Raw genomic sequence first — 16,219 nt, 5'->3', positions numbered from 1 at the left:
GGCGTGCTCGCCGCCCAGAAGGACATGGATGCGATCACGGCGAAGCTGCCGGAGAACACCGCGCCCGATGCGAAGGTGATCGCCCAGCTCGACGGCGTCGCCAAGAAGCACGGCTTCGCCAGCTATGACGACTACAACAACGTCGTCGACAACATCAGCCTCGTGCTCGGCGGCTTTGATCCCACGACAAAGAAGTATGTCGGCAACGAAGCCGTGATCAAAGCGCAGATCGCGCAGGTCGAGGCCGACAAGAAGATGCCGGCCAAGGACAAGAAGGAAGCGCTGGACGAGCTCAACCAGGCCCTGAAATCGCCGGGGCCCGCCGTCGAGAACAAGGCCAACATCGATCTCGTCGGAAAGTATTACGACAAGCTGGTCGCAGCCCTGGGTGACGATCAGAACTGAGATCCTGACCGGGATCGCAATCGCTGCAGTGAGCGGGACACTCAGCGCCGCCAAAAACAGAGCCCCGGAGAAACCTCCGGGGCTTTTGTCGTTTCAGCCGCTCCCTGGCGATCAGCAGGAATCGCCAGCATATCCGGATCATGCCGCGGGTTCGCGAAGCGCGGCTTGCTGCGGTGCAGAACCGGTCGTCGCCCGCGACAGCGCGCGATGCGTGGGGAAGCCCAAGAGCTAAATTGAAAAATTCCAATGCTCGGGGCATCCTGATCCCATGATCTCGATCTTGATCCTTGTGGCGGCCATCGCCATCGTGGCGTTGACCGAACGGAGCGTTGAACATCTGCCGTTTGCGGTCGCAGCGCTCCTCTCGAATGCTGCTCTGCTGCTGCTGTTTGTTGGCGATGCCGAGCGAGCGATCCTGCTATCCGGCGTGCTGGCCGTCGCAATCGCCGGCATATCGACGGTCAAGTTCAACCACAGCGCGCTCAAGCTGACCGTCTCCGATTTGCCCCTGGCGTTTGCCGGCACGGTCCCGTTCTTCGTGTTGCAATACCCGCGCATGATGCTGGGTGTGCTGGCAGGGAGCGCATTGTTCGCCTTCGCCTCGATCGCGGTTCTGCTCTACGCGGCTGGATCTCCCATCCCAGTCGGGTTTCGAATCCTCTTGCTCGTCATGGCGCTCATTGGCTTCGCGGGAGCTTCCGCGTCCAAGGCGGCCACCGTATTACGGCGGGCCCTGACGGAAGGGCGGAGTTTTTATGCGACCTTCATGGCTTCGCTGCTCGATCCGACGTGCTGGCAACAGTTCGGCGCGTTGGCCCTCAGCGATATCGCCGACGAACCACTGCCCCTGATGGAAGCCACGCCGGCGCGGCTCGCCTGTTCTCCTGACATCATCGTCATCCAGCACGAATCCGTTTTCGATCCCCGTATTTTTGGGTTGCCGGTCGAACCGGTCGTCGCAGCCTTCCTGTCTCCGTCGAATGGCGAACATGGGCGCCTGAACGTCGACATCTTTGGTGGAGGTTCGTGGCAGTCCGAATTCAGCCTCCTCACCGGTCTCTCCAGCGCCAGCTTCGGTTCGAGCGCCTACTACCTCTTCAAGAAGGGCGCCGGCCGTTTCCACAGCAGCCTGCCGTGCTCGTTGGCGTCGCTCGGCTACAAGACGACACTCGTCTCCAGCTGTCGCCGCAGCTTCCTGGGTTACGATAAATTCTACAGTTCGATCGGCGTCGACGAGCGCATCTTCGTCGATGAGCTTCCTCCGCCATTCGATCCCGGCCGTTTCGAGGCGACAAATTCCGACGCGATGTTTCTGCATGCGGTCGTCGATGCGTATGCCAAAAGGGTCGCCCACGATCCGGCACCGAGATTTCTTTATGCACTGACCAACTTCAATCACGGTCCGCATAGCAGGCAATTGGTGCCATCGGGTCAATTCGAGACGGAGCGCGCTTTTGCCAGGGACAGCTGCCCCGATGCCGGTTACGTCGAATACTACACGCGACTGGCAGAGACCGCGTCGGCCTGGCAAATGCAAAGAGCCAGGCTGGCAAGCAGCTTTCCTGACCGGCCTGTTCTCATCGTGCACTATGGCGACCATCAACCCGTGTTGACGAAGCAGCTCGACCGACAGCTGAAACATCAGCGAGATGGGCGGCATGCGTTTGGTACATTCTATGCGATAGAAGCCCTCAATATCCCCGATTTCAGTCCCGGACAGGCCGCCGACCTCGACATCGCCTTTCTCGGAACTGTCGCCTTGCAGCGGGCGGGCGTTGCGCTTGATCCGATCTTTGCAACGCGCGCGAGCCTGCTTGATGATTGCAGAGAAGCCTACTTCGCGTCGTCCTCCGAACGGAAACGTCGCTTCCATCGCACGCTCGTGGATCTCGGCCTGATCGATCTGATGCCCAACGCCAGGCCAGCGCGCTAGCTGTGGAATCTCAACAGGTCGTCCTCCGGGATGGCGAGGCGGCTGATCGGTGGTTTGGCGTGCAGGCTGCCGTGCGAGCGGTGCCAGTTATAGTGATGAAGCCAGATTGGCAGATCGTTGGCTCGCTGGTCTGAGGTTTCGTAGGCGCGAGCATAGGCCCACTCGCGTAGCGCCGTTTGGATGAACCGCTCGGCCTTGCCGTTTGTTTGCGGCCTGTAGGGCCGGGTGAAGATGTGTTTGAGGCCGAGCCTTTTACAGGCCTTGGCAAACGCTTTGGCACGATAGCAAGAGCCGTTGTCGGTCATGATGCCCGTGACCTTTATGCCGAGTCCCTGGAAGTACGAGACGACGTTGTTGAGGAAGGCGATGGCGCTCTCCTTCTTCTCGTCGGGTCGGATCTGAGAGAAGGCCACGCGCGATGCATCGTCGATCGCGACGTGGACGAACTCGTGACCCGCGCCGCGGCTTTCACCCTTCTGGCGATCGTGCGTGATGCGGTGGCCAGGCCTGACGAACCTCCCGAGCTTCTTGATATCGATATGGATGAGCTCGCCGGGATGCTCGCGCTCATAGCGCCGCACCGGCTCGGCCGGCTCCAGATCGCGCATCCGGCTCAATCCCAAGCGACGAAGGATGCGGCTGACAGTGGCCCGTGACACCTTGACCTCGGCTGCAATCTGCTTGCCGGTGTGACGCTCCCGGCGCAACCTCTCGACGACGGCACGCGTGGCAGGCGGGATTTGGCTTGGCGATGAAAGGGGTCTGGAGGAGCGATCGCGCATCCCCTCCGCACCTTCTGCGCGGAACCGCTTGACCCATTTGGCGACGGTCTTCGGCGTCGTGTTGAACTGATAGGCCGCGTCGGCCTGGTTCAGCCCACCTTCCACCACGCTTCGGGCCATCGCCTCTCGACCTTTGGGCGTCAAAGGCGCATTCTTGTGGACGTTCATCTGGTCTCTCCCTGGAACACTGAAGCTTCGCAACCTCAGCTTCCTCGGTTCAGACCAGATGGACAACCTCCTGAGACACCAAAGCTAGCCGGGCGCGCGCTACGGCGACACCGGGCGATGGCAAGTTTGGCATCGCGCAACGCCGGCGGTGTCCGCATTTCCGCCTCAGTTTAAGGTTGCGGTACCTCCGTTCAAGAGGGAGCGCGAATTATGGATACGAGCCGGTTCGTCACCGTGGGCTTGATCGGAGCCGCTGTCCTTGCATTTTCACAGGCAAAGGCGGCCTCGACAGATTGCTCAATAAGCAAGCTGGAGGGGCGCTATGTGTTCAATGGGCAGGGCACGAACCTCCACTACGGCATCTTCAATTTCGACGGCAGCGGAAAGTTCTCGGGCACACAGACGTCTCTTCGCCAAGCACGCGGCCCGGCGCGCGAAACGCTCGTCGGCACCTATTCCATCAATGCCGACTGCACGGGAACGATGATCATGGACGGTCAGCCAGGCGGCACGGCTCACTGGGACATCTTCGTGACCTCTGACGGGAAGAAGGGGCGCATGATCCGCACAGACGCGGGCGTAAGAGGCATTCGTACGTTTGAACAATGATGATGGGCCGCTTGGCGGCCTTTCTGACTTTCAAGATGTCAATTCTCGCCGAGCAGGCGGAGCAAATGCGACAGCATTGCTCCGCTTGGCCGCCGCAACAATTGACCAGCGTCAGGCGGACAGGAAAGCACGCGATCTGACTTGGGCGCCTGTGGGCTCGTCGACGCCGCCCATGCGTTTAGATGCACCTTTATGTCGGCTTGCCGGGCTTGGCCTCGACGAGGCCAGGTCTTTTCACCGCGGGTGTACACATTGGTACGGACGCCGGAGAGGGTTCGGAGAGGAATAGCCGCGGCGCGCGTATTGTGTGTTTAGCGCGCTCGGCGGCCCCGGTGTCAGCCTCTCCAGCCCGGCGGCGCTTGGGGCCGTTCGTACCCGGCAGAGCTTAAAACAGCACCTGGAATCTGGATGCTGGCGTCTCCAGCTCAACCTCCCACTCGGAGCGTCGGCTGACGGGCCAATTTTCACAACGCCGAATGAGAACCGCTGCGTCACGCGTTCAACGCGGGCGGCGACCTCTGGTTCGCGCTGAAGGAGAGCCGTCCGTCCAGCTCGACCGAAGGTCTGTCGATGACAGCAATTCCGCGGTGACCCCAAGCGGAAGTTTCCGGACCACCGGCCAGAAAAATGGCTGCTGGTAGGAACGTGCCCCCGGAACGCGTGTTTCTTTCTGCGGTCGAAGGAACATCCGCGATGGCGTTCCAGGTTGGCGTCGGGAACAGGCTTTTGGCGGCGTTTGCGCCCAGTGATCTCAATTTGCTTGCTCCCCATATCCAGAAGACGTCATTCGACTTTGATGCTGTGTTGGTGCGAACAGGAGATGAGTTCAAGCAGGTCTATTTTCCCCTTAGCGGGGTGATAGCGTTTCTCGTTGAAATGGCTGACGGACGCATTGTCGCGTCAACTCTCATGGGCTCGGAAGGAGCAGTCGGTGCACTGTCACTTCTAAGTCCCTCCCGATCGCCAGTCACGGCAACTGCCTATGTCCCCGGCGCAGCACTTCAGGTCCCTGTTGCACAGTTGCAGCTTGCGTTTGAGCAGAGCGCCACGGTCAGGCAAGTTCTCCGTCTCCATCTCCGCACACAATTGTTGCAGCTCAACAACGTGGCGGCTTGCAACGCGGTGCATCCGGTGGAATGCCGGATGGCTCGATGGCTGCTTGAGATCCACGACCGCGTCGGGCACAGTGGAATACAGCTAACGCAGGAGGCCTTGGCGCAGCTTCTCGGCGTACGCCGAACAACGGTGACGCTAACGATGCGCAAACTTCGAGCAGCAGGCGGTATACTATCTGACCGACGCGGGATGCTGGAGATCGACCGCAGGCGACTCGAGAAGATCGCGTGCGAATGCTACGCGGTGATGCGACGCAGAATCAAACGCATGCACGATGAAGAGCTGCCAGTGGGATCGCCGGCTGAAGTGACGACGATAGTGGGTCCGTCATAGTCAAATGCGCCGACGCTTCGCCATTGGAAAGCTACCGCTGAGGGCTCCATTCGTGATCCCCGAGCATCGGCTCTGGAGGCGCGTTCGTGCCGTTGCCGGTGTAGTTCGTGATGGTCGAGGCAACCGCTGCGCGTCTGCCTCGGCCAGTCAGCCCTGAGGGCGAGAGCACGGTGCAGCGCGACAGCCCAGGCGCGGGCGTTGGTTACGGCGTCAGTCGAGAGCACCGTCTGGATCTCCTGCTCATGAGCGTTGCCGCCGTGAATCAAAGCGCTTCAACAACACAGGGGACGTGGTCATGGCGCCGGCGAGCTTGGGAATCGCCGAAGCGATTCCGGACGTCGCGTAGAGCGTCCCCTGGACCCGTCGGGCGAACCTCTCACCAGCCCCACCAGCGCATATGACAGCTATGGTTACTCAATTGCGTTGGGATTGCATTACATCTCGTAATTGTGAATAGGTGGGCCGTGTTTGAGGCGCAATGGATTTTCCAGTTCGGTGTTAGGTTTCGGGCGCACGCATCAAGCGTGCGTTAAGGGGCGGGAAATCACATCGTTGCGGGAGAGCTCCATGTCGGATCTAGTCGCGATCGTGTATCCATCCGAAGCCAAAGCAGAAGAAGTTCGGCAAAAAATCCTCGAGCTCCAGAAAGAGTATCTGATCGCGATCCAAGACGCCGTGATCGCGGTCAAGACCGGCGAAACGGTCAAGCTCAATCAACTCGTGAACACGACCATGGCGGGTGCCGCAGGAGGAAGCTTCTGGGGGCTGCTGTTCGGGATCGTGTTCCTGAATCCGCTCATCGGCGTGGCCCTCGGTGCCGGCGCCGGCGCACTGGGCGGCGCGCTGACCGATTTCGGTATCAACGATCAGTTCATGAAGGACCTCAGCGCGAAGGTGAAATCGGGAGATGCTGTTCTGTTCCTGCTGATCAAGAGCATGACTGCAGACAAGGTCCTCAACGAAATCAAGGCCGCGGGAGGGACTGTCCTGAAAACCTCTCTGGACGAAAAGAAAGAACAACACCTGCGCGATACTCTCGCCTCCGCTACCCAGGCCAAGGCTGCCTAGTCGTGTGAGGCAAAGCCCAAGGGTTGCAGCCGAACACGAGAGCGGTCTTCGGTTCGGCCGACCTCCTTGCCGCTGCTAGGTCCGTTTCTCCGGAACGCCGCGTCACCGCGCGAGCAGTAAAGGTCCCTGCGCGGCTTCGCGTGCGGCCTGCCGAGCATTCGGGTCTGCTGTTTGGCGAGCTCTCTTCCTGGGCGGTCAAGAACCAAGGAGAAGATCATGCGGAAATGGATTTTTTGGATGCTCGCTCTTGCGGCTGCGTTGGCAGCGGTGACGACGACGGGCAGTCGCTCGCATGCGGGAATTATCGGGGGACCGCTGGGCCTGCATGAGGCCGCTGATGATCTTCGGCTTGCGGAGACGGTCCAATTCCGCTGGAGAGGCCACCGCTACTGTTGGTACACCCGCGGCTGGCGCGGCGCCGGCTGGTATCGGTGTGGCTTTGACTGGCGCCGCGGCCAGGGTTGGGGTGGTCCTGCCGGCTGGCATGGATGGCGGCACCCAGGCCGCCCGGTGGCTCGTCCGCCGAAGCCGGGCCGGCCGGGAATCCAGCGTCCAAGACCGCTCCCCGACACGGTGCCGGGTCGACCGGGAGTCCGGCCGTTGCCCGACAGGATCTGACGTGATGGATACGCTCTCGCCGCCCAAGCACGCGCACTGGCGTTACATGTCGACGCCCGACTATCGGCCGGTCTGCGCCTCCCGAATGGCGTGCGCTACGTCGCGAACGCCGCCTCCATCGCCTTCCGTGTCTTGATCGTCTCGTTGTTCGCGTCGAACTCCACGTCGCTCCAGCGCACGATCTCGCCATGGGCGATGTCGTGCTTCAGCCTGAGGCGGTGCGCAAGGCCGATCGGCAGGGCGCCGGCCTTCAGGCTCGCCGCCGCCGGCACCAGCTTGCCCCACACCGTGTAGCCGCCTTCGCCGTCCAGCATCTGGCCGGCGCGCAAACTGCGCTTGGCGACGGAGGCGACGTCGCCGCGGAAACCGAAGGGTTGCCCGGTCGGTTCGCCCCGGAGCGCCGCCGACAGCACCGAGATGTTCAGCTCGAGTCCGATCAAATGATACGGCTTGTACATCGCCGCGAACCGTCCGCTTGCATCGGTCTTCAGGCCGTATTGCCTGAAGCAATCCGCGGCGTAGTCGTTCGGTGCTTCCAGCACGACATAGACACCCCAGCGCAGATCGCGAAAGACCGGTCGTCCGTCGCGCTCCAGCGACGAAACGACCTCGACGACGCCCGACCGCTCCAGCACGCCGCCCTTGTCGCTGGGCCGCATGATGTGCGGGAGATCATCGACGCCGCAGGGCGGAAACAAAAGGCCCGCCGACGGCACGTCGAGCCCGCAGGAGTTCGCAATGGCCGCCATCTCGATGGCCGATTTGGTGCCGTCGAGGAAGGAGTTGAACATCTGCGGATTCATGCCGGCCGACTGCGCTTCGCCGGCGGTCAGGCCGTAATGCTGCCAGACGCCGTCCGGCGTCACGTCGTGATAGGCAGGCAGATATTTTGTGCCCTTGCCGGCCGCGACGACGCCAAAGCCGGTGGCGCGCGCCCAGTCGACCATTTCGGCGGTCAACGCCGGCTGGTCGCCATAGGCGAGCGAATAGACCACGCCTGCTTTCCGCGCCTCCTCGGCGAGCAGGGGGCCGGCGAGCACGTCGGCCTCGACATTCACCATCACGATATGCTTGCCCGCCGCGATCGCGGCGCGCGCATGCCTGATGCCTGCGGCCGGATTGCCGGTCGCCTCCACCACCACGTCCACTGCGCCGCCGGCGATGGCGCGCGCGCCGTCGTCGGTGAACATGGTGGCGGCGATCCGCTCGGTGCTCCAGCCGACGGTGCGGCAGGCCTCGCGCGCGCGGTCGCGGTCGATGTCGACGATGATGGGCACCTCCAGTCCCGGCGTGTGCGGTACCTGCGCCAAAAACATCGAGCCGAATTTGCCTGCGCCGATCAGCGCGACACGCACAGGCTTGCCGGCGGACGCGCGGGCCTGGAGAAGGCGGAAGAGGTTCATGGGAATGTGTCCGGTGAATTTCGTGGGACGCGCGTCTCTGTCGAATCGTCATGGCCGGGCTCGTCCGGGCCATGACGCCTGAGATGGTCGCGCGACTAAATCTACTCCGCCGCCTGCCGCGGCGCCCGCGCCAGCCGTAACAGCGCATCATCATCCACCGTCTTGATCGGCGCGAAATCGCGATGTGCAATGTACTCAGGCCGCGTCGGGGCGCGGATGTAGTTCGAGACCGCGTTCAAGGTCAGGTACACGATCTTGCGTGGGTAGGGCGTGATGTTGCCGCTCGAGCCGTGGACGAGATTGCCGTGGAACATCAGCATGCCGCCCGGCTTGCCGGTCGGCGCGACGATGCCGCCTTGCTCGACGAGGCGCGTCACGGTGTCTTCATCGAGCGTCCACAGCGGATACGATGTGGTCGAGAGGTCGTGCGAGGCCTGGAGATCGCCGGCGTTCTGGCTGCGCGGCACCAGCATGAGAGGACCGTTGATCGGCATCACCTCGTCGAGGAAGATCGCGATGTTCATCGCGCGCGGTTCCGGCATGCCGTCGTCGCGCTTCCAGGTGCCGTAATCCTGGTGCCACTGCCAGACGTCGCCGGTGAAGGCCGATTTCGCGTTGATCTTGAACTGGTGCATGTAGACGGGCTCGCCGAAGACCTGCTCGACCGGATCGATCATGCGCGGATGCGCGCCGAGCACGCCGAAGGCCTCGTTGTAGAGATGCGCGGCAAAGGCCGTGCGCGGCGCGCCGCTCTTCTCCCGCCAGACCTCCGGCCGGTTGGCGTCGTAAATGCCGACCGCCTCGCGCGCGAGGACATCGACCTCTTCTTGGGAAAACAGTTCGGGCAGGAACAGCCAGCCCTCGCGGTGGAAGAACTCCAATTGTGCCTCGGACAATTTCATGGGCCGTCCTCCTTGCTTTGTCTTTATTTTTCTCGTCGTGGCACGGCGCGCGCGTTGCTACGCCGCCACCTCGTCCGTCGCCCTCAATCTCTCCTCGGTCATCCGTCCCGCCGTCTGCGCATGCGCCAGCGCCGCGTGTTCCGCGGCGTTCGCGTCGCCTGCGAGAATGTGCTTGGCGATATCGGCATGCTCCGCCCAGGCGCTGCCGCGATAGTCGAGCTCGGACAGCACGGCCGCCATCGAGCGGCGCATATGCGGCCATTGCGGCGAGATCGTCTCCTCGATCACGGGATTGCCGGCGAGCTGATAGATGGCGCGGTGAAATTCGACGTCGAGCGCGATCAGCTCGGCGAGACCGGTCTCGCGATCGATGCGGCGTCCGGCGGAGAGCGCTGCGTCCAGCCGCGCGCGTCCCGCTGCCTCGGTTGCGGCGCGCCTCGCTGCGAGCCGCGCGGCCAGCGCGTCGATCGCGCCCCGCACTTCATAGAGCTGGCGAATGCGCGCGGGATCGAGCTGGGTCACTTCAAAGCCGCGCCGGCCGCTCTCGGCGACGAGGCCCTGCCGGTGCAGCAGATGCAGCGCATGCGACACCGGCTGGCGCGAGACGCCGAGCTTGTCGGCGAGCTCGTTCTGCCGGATGCGCTGCCCAGGCTGAAGCGTGCGGTCGGAGATCGCCTCCAGGATCCGGGCGTAGACCTGGTCGATCAGGTTGGGGAGCGGGTCGAGAGGAATCACGCCGGCGGCTCCAAAACGGAATACGGAATTCCGTATTCGAAATTACAGCGCTAAGGCGAGGCCGTCAATATGCCTGGGTTCTCGTAGCCTAAGTCATTGATTTTATTCGAGGCGGTCTACGGTGCATGGGGTTGTTTTCGAGATTGTGAGGCAGGACCAGCCGCTACGCCGTCAAAAACGCGCTCACGACCTCACTGAACTCCTGCGGCGCCCGCTCGAACATCCAGTGGCCGGCATTGGGGATGACCGCCGTCCTGGCTTCCGCAATGTGCTCCGCCAGCACGCGCCATAGCACCGACAGGCTGCCCGTGGTGGCGCCGCCGCCGATCAGCAGTGTCGGCGTCCTGATCGCCTGTGCATCCGTGAGCGTGTAGGGCCTGCGCTGCTCGTTGATCTGGCCGAGCAAGGTGAGCGTGTTGTCGCGCAGTTGTTGCTTGGCGGCCGCGGGCACGCGCCGCCACGAGCCGTCGCCCTCGATGCCGTCGTAGAAGTTCTGCAGCGCGCCCTCGACGTCGCCGGCGCGGATCATCTCGACCGAGCGCATCGTCTTCTCAGCCAGCGGCGGATGCGCGGGCGTGCCTTCCGGCAGGGGCAGGCTGGCGTCGAGATCGCCGCCGGGCTCGACCAGCACCAGCCTGCGCAACAGATCAGGCCGGGCCTGGGCGACACGAAACGCGATGTGGCCGCCGCGCGAATGCCCCATCAGATCGACCGGCCCGGGCGTCACCTGCTCGATGAAGGCGATCACATCAGCGACATGCTGCGCCATCTTGTAGTCGTCGCCGACGGCGTCCCAATGCGCGGGGAAGAAATGCCGCAGGCTGACCGCGATCACGCGGTGGTTCGTCGACAGCGGGCCGAGCACCGGGTACCAGGTGCGGAAATCCCCTAAGGTGCCGTGCACGCAGACCAGCGGATGGCCCTCGCCGACTTCGAGATAGGCCATGTCGTAACCGTTGACGCGAAAGCTCTGCATGATCAGCTCGCCAGAAAGTCCAGGACCACTTCGCAATATTTTTGCGGCGCCTGCTCGAACATCGGATGCGTCGCGTTCGGGATGATCGCCGTCTTCGAATAGGGCACATGTGCGGCGAGTGCATGCAGCACCTTCGGCAGCAGGCCCTTGGTCCGCGCGCCCAGGACGAACAGCGTCGGCATCTTGATCGATTCCGCGTCCGCCCTGGAGAACGGCGGGCGGTTGTCGCGGACCTGGCCGATCAGCGTGCAGGCGTTGTCGCGCAGATTTTGCTTCACCATCGCCGGCAGCCGCGGCCAGGTGCCGGCGCCCTCCAGCGTGTCGACGAAAAAGGCCAGGCCGCCGTCGACATCACCCGCCGCGATCATCTCGGCCGAGGCCGTGAACCGCGCCAGCAGCGGCGAGGGGCCGCCGGCATGATCAGGATCGAGGGTCGCGTCGAGCTCGCCGCCGGGTTCGGCCAGCACCAGCCGCCGCAGCAGATCGGGACGCTGCTGCGCCACACGGAAGCAGATGTGCCCGCCGCGGGAATGTCCCATCAAATCGACCGGGCCGAGCTCGAGCTTGTCGATGAAGGCAATGACGTCACTGACATGCTGGGCGATCGAATAGGTCTCGCCGACACCGTTCCACTTTGCCGGGAAGAAGTGCCGCAGACTGGGGACGATCATCCGATGCCGCTGCGTCAACGGGCCCAGCACGCAACCCCAGACACGGAAGTCGGAGAGCGAGCCGTGCACGCAGACCAGCGCCGGCCGGCCTCTGTCTTCGCCCACGTCGAGATAGGGCATGTCATAGCCAAAGACGTGGAGGCTTTGCATTCTGGGCTCGTCAAACGGGCGGAACTCCTGTGCACGATTCCCGGAAACCGGGTGGATCGCAACTATTTCCAAGCCTAGATTTAGGCCGAGAACACAATGGGGGCATGCGAGAGCGACGCAAGCTCAGGAACCCAGCCATGACCGACCAGCAATTCGCCCTGTTCGACACCAGGATCGGCCTCTGCGCCATCGCCTGGGGCCCGCGCGGCATCAACGGCACGCAGCTGCCGATGGGCGGCGAGCAGAAGATCCGCACCCGCATCAGCCAGCGCCACGCTGAGGCCACCGAGGCCGAGCCGACCGCCGAGGTGCAGCACGCGATCGACCGTATCGTGAAGTTGCTCGCGGGCGAGCCCGACGACCTCACCGACATCGAGCTCGATCTCGATGGCGTGCCCGAGTTCAACCGCGGCGTCTACGAGATCGCGCGCGCCGTTCCGCCCGGCAAGACCATCACCTATGGCGACATCGCCAAGCAGCTCGGCGGCATCCAGCTGTCGCGCGATGTCGGCCAGGCGCTCGGCCGCAACCCGTGCCCGATCGTCGTGCCTTGCCATCGCGTGCTGGCGGCCGGCAACAAGCCCGGCGGCTTCTCCGCGAATGGCGGTGTAGTAACCAAGCTGAAGATGCTGGAGATTGAAGGCGCGCTGGTGAATCACACGCCGAGTTTGTTTGATTGAGCCCTAAATCTTCGCCGCCGTCTTCGGCCAATATCGATCGCGCAGATGCCGCTTCACCAGCTTGCCGGTCGGCGTGCGCGGCAGCTCGGCTTCGAAATCGATCGAGCGCGGGCATTTGATCGCCGAGAGGCGGCTCTTGCAATAGGCGATCAAGTCTGCCTCGAGCGCCTTGCCGGCGTTCCTCATGTCGTGCGGCTGCACCACCGCCTTCACCTCTTCGCCCATCTCCTCGTTCGGCACGCCGAACACGGCGACGTCGGCGATCTCGGGGTGGGTGATCAGCACGTCCTCGGTTTCTTGCGGGTAGATGTTCACGCCGCCCGAGATGATCATGTAGGACTTGCGGTCGGTGAGGAACAGGAAGCCATCCTCGTCGAGATAACCGACGTCGCCGAGGGTCGACCAGCCCTTGGCGTTGTAGGCCTTCTTCGTCTTTTCAGGGTCGTTGTGATAGGTGAAAACGGGCGCCTCGGCGAAATAGACCGTGCCGATCTCGCCGACCGGCTGCTCCGCGTCGTTCTCGTCCAGAATCTTGATCTTGCCGACCACGGCGCGCCCGACGCTGCCACGATGCTCCAGCCATTGTTGCGAGTTGCAGACGGTGACGCCGTTGCCCTCCGAGCCCGCGTAATACTCGATCAGGATCGGTCCCCACCACTCGATCATCTTCGCCTTCACATCGGCCGGGCAGGGCGCCGCGGCGTGGATTGCGCCCTTGAGCGTCGAGACATCGTATTTGGCGCGGACCTCGTCCGGCAGCTTCAGCATGCGCACGAACATGGTCGGCACGAGCTGCGATTGCGTGACCTTGTATTTCTCCACGAGCCTCAAGAACTCCTCGGCGTCAAAATGCTCCATGATGATGGAGGTGCCGCCCAGCACGATCGCCATCATGTTGAAGCGCAGCGGAGCGGCATGATAGAGCGGCGCCGGCGACAGGTACGTGCTCTCGGCATTCATGCCGCACATGTCGGCACAGAGCACGCGCAGGAATGCGTTCGGCACGTCGATCTTGTTGCCCTCGAACGCTTTCTTGATGCCCTTCGGCCGGCCGGTCGTGCCCGACGAATACAGCATATCATAGCCGGCGACCTCGTCCGCGATCGGTGTGGTCGGCTGCGCGGCGGCTTCCCTGTCGTAGGAGCGGAAGCCGGGCAAGGGCTCGTCGACCATGTAGAAGATCGGCTCGCCCGGCGCGCCTTTGACCAGGTCCTTGATCTGGTCGGCGCATTTCGGCGTGGTGATGACGACCTTGGCGCCGCAGTCCTTGACGATGTAGTCGATCTCGTCCTGCTTTAGATAGCGGCTGATCGCGGTGTAATAGAGCCCGCTGCGTTGTGCCGCCCAGCAGATCTCCATGAAGGCAAGGCGGTTTTCCATCAGCAGCGCGATGTGGTCGCCGGCCTTGAGCCCGAGCGAGCGGAACAGCTGGGCTCCCTGGTTCGAGAGCTCGTCGAGCTCGCGATAGGTGATCGCCTTGCCGGTCCCGGCCATTTGATAGGCGATCTTGTTTGGTGTGGAGCGGGCGTAGATGGAGGGGTGGGTCATGGCGGTTCCTCAAAAACGCGAATGGCGAGTAGCGACCGGCAAATAGGGAAAAAGGAAAACCGCTCTCCGCCTACTCACCGCTCGCTACTCGCCACCCGCTACTCGCCTTTGTCTTTCTTACAGCCGCTCCACGATCGTGACGTTGGCCATGCCGCCGCCTTCGCACATGGTCTGGAGGCCATAGCGCTTGCCGCGCTGGTGCAGGGCGTGAACCAGCGTCGTCATCAGCTTGGTGCCGGAGCCGCCGAGCGGGTGGCCGAGCGCAATGGCGCCGCCATTGACGTTGAGCCTGCTGGGATCGGCGCCGGTGGTCTTCAGCCAGCCTGTCGGCACCGAGGCGAAGGCCTCGTTGACCTCGAACAGGTCGATGTCGTCGATCTTCATGCCGGCCTTCTCCAGCGCCTTCTTGGTGGCGTGCAGCGGCGCATCGAGCATGATGACGGGATCGCCGCCGGTCATGGTCATGTGATGGATGCGCGCCAGCGGTGCGAGGCCGAGCTGTTTGAGGCCGCGCTCGTTCACGACCATCACGCCGGAGGCGCCGTCGCAGATCTGGCTGGCGCTGGCCGCGGTCAACTTGCCGTTCTCGGCGATCAGCTTGACGCCCTTGATGCCTTCGAGCGTGGCGTCGAAGCGGATGCCTTCGTCGATGTGGTGGATGTCCTTGGAGCCGTCAGCGCGGGTGATCTCGAGCGGCACGATCTCCTTCTTGAAGTGACCGGCTTGTGTGGCCGCGATCGCGCGCTGATGGCTCTGGAAAGAATATTCGTCGAGATCATCCTTCGACAGACCATACTTCTCCGCCATCATCTCGGCGCCGGTGAACTGGCTGAACACGATGTTGGGATATCTCGCCTCGATGCCCGGGCTCTTGTAATTGCCGAAGCCGTTCTTGGCCGGAAGTTGCGAGGAGAGGCCCATCGGCACGCGCGTCATCGATTCCACGCCAGCCGCGATCACCACGTCCATGGTGCCGGACATCACAGCCTGTGCGGCGAAGTGCAGCGCCTGCTGCGAGGAGCCGCACTGACGGTCGATCGATGTGCCGGGCACGCTCTCCGGCAGCTTTGACGCCATGATCGCGTTGCGTGCGACATTGTTGGACTGCTCACCGACCTGCATCACGCAACCCATGATGACGTCCTCGACCAAAGCGGGATCGACCTTGGTGCGATCGACCAGTTCGTCCAGCACCTTGGCGGCGAGATCGGCCGGATGCCAGCCGGCGAGGCGGCCCCCCTTGCGCCCGCCCGCGGTCCGCGCAGCGGCGACGATGTATGCCTCGGCCATTTCGGTCTCTCCCATGATTATTTTTGATCAGGTTGGGCTCTCGGAGCGGATGTAACGGGTGGGACATCGTTTAGTCAATCGATCAATTAACTCTTGTGGGGAGGCGCTGCTTGGGCTTATCTGCGACCCGCTTCATGCGGCTTGAACAGGGATCTCCGTGGCTACCAGCGTACCGAGCAAGCTCCCCAGCGGAAAGAATTCCACGGCAGAGAAATTGCTCGTGGCCGCCAGCGAGTTGATGATCGAGCGCTCCTCGATCGAGATCTCGCTCTCCGACATCGCGCAGAAGTCCGGTGCCAATGCCGCGCTGGTCAAATATCATTTCGGCAACAAGGATGGCCTGCTGCTGGCGCTGCTCGCTCGCGATGCCGCGACCGAGATGTCCAACCTCGAATACCTGCTGGCGCAGCCGATCACATCGACGGCGAAGCTGAAGCTGCATATCGGCGGCATCATCCGCGCCTATCACCGATTCCCCTATATGAACCGGCTGATCCACTATCTGCTGCATGAAAGCGTTGCCGGCTCCGCTGACGAGGTCTCGAAGTTCTTCGTCGCGCCGCTGCTGGACTTTCATCGGCGCCTGCTCGCGGAGGGCGTCAGCCGCGGCGAGTTCCGCCAGACCGATCCGGTGCTGTTCTACACCAGCCTGATCGGCGCCTGCGATCATCTGTTCTTCGGCCGGCACGCGATGTCTCGCGCGACCGGCGTCGGCCCGGTCACCGACGAAGTCTGCCGGCAATACATCAAACACATGGAAACGCTGATCTGCGGCGGCATCCTCACGCAAGTCGAGGAAGCTGCCGCGGCCGGATAATCCGGCCATCACTCA

The 16,219-nt window shown here is 63.1% G+C and carries 15 protein-coding genes (1 of these 15 only partly in view); 7 read left to right on the top strand and 8 right to left on the bottom strand.

Annotated features, from left to right (window positions below):
• Window positions 1-405, top strand: partial view of a hypothetical protein gene (locus ACVIIW_RS05685; RefSeq protein WP_456699846.1) — the 3' portion only. The gene continues 186 nt to the left of window position 1, outside the view; the window shows 405 of its 591 coding nt (coding positions 187-591); the start codon falls outside the window, past its left edge; the stop codon is at window positions 403-405.
• Between the two features lie 268 nt (window positions 406-673).
• A complete protein-coding gene (locus tag ACVIIW_RS05680; RefSeq protein ID WP_456699845.1) occupies window positions 674-2,338 on the top strand; it encodes a sulfatase-like hydrolase/transferase in 1,665 nt (554 codons plus the stop codon).
• On the opposite strand, the gene ACVIIW_RS05675 is transcribed toward ACVIIW_RS05680, so the two are convergent.
• Window positions 2,335-3,288, bottom strand: coding sequence for an IS481 family transposase (locus tag ACVIIW_RS05675; RefSeq protein WP_456699844.1), 954 nt, complete (start codon window positions 3,286-3,288; stop codon window positions 2,335-2,337). The genes ACVIIW_RS05680 and ACVIIW_RS05675 overlap by 4 nt on opposite strands.
• 210 nt (window positions 3,289-3,498) lie before the next feature.
• Here ACVIIW_RS05675 and ACVIIW_RS05670 point away from each other — a divergent pair, with 210 nt between their 5' ends.
• From ACVIIW_RS05670 to ACVIIW_RS05660, 3 genes are all read left to right on the top strand, one after another.
• Window positions 3,499-3,897, top strand: coding sequence for a hypothetical protein (locus ACVIIW_RS05670; protein ID WP_456699843.1), 399 nt, complete (start codon window positions 3,499-3,501; stop codon window positions 3,895-3,897).
• 693 nt (window positions 3,898-4,590) lie between these two features.
• Complete coding sequence (locus tag ACVIIW_RS05665; protein WP_456699842.1) at window positions 4,591-5,346, top strand: Crp/Fnr family transcriptional regulator; 756 nt, start codon at window positions 4,591-4,593, stop codon at window positions 5,344-5,346.
• A 567-nt stretch (window positions 5,347-5,913) separates the two neighbouring features.
• Window positions 5,914-6,414: a DUF1269 domain-containing protein gene (locus ACVIIW_RS05660; protein WP_456699841.1), complete on the top strand. Its 501-nt coding sequence runs from the start codon at window positions 5,914-5,916 to the stop codon at window positions 6,412-6,414.
• A gap of 713 nt (window positions 6,415-7,127) precedes the next feature.
• Here ACVIIW_RS05660 and ACVIIW_RS05655 read toward each other — a convergent pair.
• The 5 genes from ACVIIW_RS05655 to ACVIIW_RS05635 form a co-directional block, all read right to left on the bottom strand.
• Window positions 7,128-8,435, bottom strand: coding sequence for an NAD(P)H-dependent oxidoreductase (locus ACVIIW_RS05655; RefSeq protein ID WP_456699840.1), 1,308 nt, complete (start codon window positions 8,433-8,435; stop codon window positions 7,128-7,130).
• A gap of 101 nt (window positions 8,436-8,536) precedes the next feature.
• Window positions 8,537-9,337, bottom strand: a complete 801-nt coding sequence (locus ACVIIW_RS05650; RefSeq protein WP_456699839.1) for a phytanoyl-CoA dioxygenase family protein — start codon at window positions 9,335-9,337, stop codon at window positions 8,537-8,539.
• A 57-nt stretch (window positions 9,338-9,394) separates the two neighbouring features.
• Window positions 9,395-10,072: a GntR family transcriptional regulator gene (locus ACVIIW_RS05645; RefSeq protein ID WP_456699838.1), complete on the bottom strand. Its 678-nt coding sequence runs from the start codon at window positions 10,070-10,072 to the stop codon at window positions 9,395-9,397.
• A 163-nt stretch (window positions 10,073-10,235) separates the two neighbouring features.
• Entirely contained in the window at window positions 10,236-11,048 is an 813-nt protein-coding gene (locus tag ACVIIW_RS05640) for an alpha/beta fold hydrolase (protein WP_456699837.1), read from the bottom strand.
• A 2-nt stretch (window positions 11,049-11,050) separates the two neighbouring features.
• The gene (locus ACVIIW_RS05635; RefSeq protein WP_456699836.1) at window positions 11,051-11,869 is read right to left on the bottom strand and encodes an alpha/beta fold hydrolase; all 819 of its coding nucleotides are present in this window, start codon (window positions 11,867-11,869) and stop codon (window positions 11,051-11,053) included.
• A 137-nt stretch (window positions 11,870-12,006) separates the two neighbouring features.
• Here ACVIIW_RS05635 and ACVIIW_RS05630 point away from each other — a divergent pair, with 137 nt between their 5' ends.
• Window positions 12,007-12,549, top strand: a complete 543-nt coding sequence (locus ACVIIW_RS05630) for a methylated-DNA--[protein]-cysteine S-methyltransferase (protein WP_456699835.1) — start codon at window positions 12,007-12,009, stop codon at window positions 12,547-12,549.
• 3 nt (window positions 12,550-12,552) lie between these two features.
• Here ACVIIW_RS05630 and ACVIIW_RS05625 read toward each other — a convergent pair whose 3' ends face one another.
• Window positions 12,553-14,097, bottom strand: coding sequence for an acyl-CoA synthetase (locus ACVIIW_RS05625; RefSeq protein WP_456699834.1), 1,545 nt, complete (start codon window positions 14,095-14,097; stop codon window positions 12,553-12,555).
• Window positions 14,098-14,214: 117 nt separating this feature from the next.
• On the bottom strand, window positions 14,215-15,387 hold the full coding sequence (locus tag ACVIIW_RS05620) for an acetyl-CoA C-acetyltransferase (protein WP_456699833.1): 1,173 nt from the start codon (window positions 15,385-15,387) through the stop codon (window positions 14,215-14,217).
• A 214-nt stretch (window positions 15,388-15,601) separates the two neighbouring features.
• Between ACVIIW_RS05620 and ACVIIW_RS05615 the strand changes: the two genes are divergently transcribed.
• Window positions 15,602-16,204: a TetR family transcriptional regulator gene (locus ACVIIW_RS05615; RefSeq protein WP_456705093.1), complete on the top strand. Its 603-nt coding sequence runs from the start codon at window positions 15,602-15,604 to the stop codon at window positions 16,202-16,204.
• Window positions 16,205-16,219 lie beyond the last annotated feature (15 nt).

It is taken from the genome of Bradyrhizobium sp. USDA 4449, assembly GCF_054056275.1.
The sequence above is the reverse complement of the archived record's forward strand: the minus strand, read 5'-3'. Positions and strand labels throughout refer to the sequence as shown.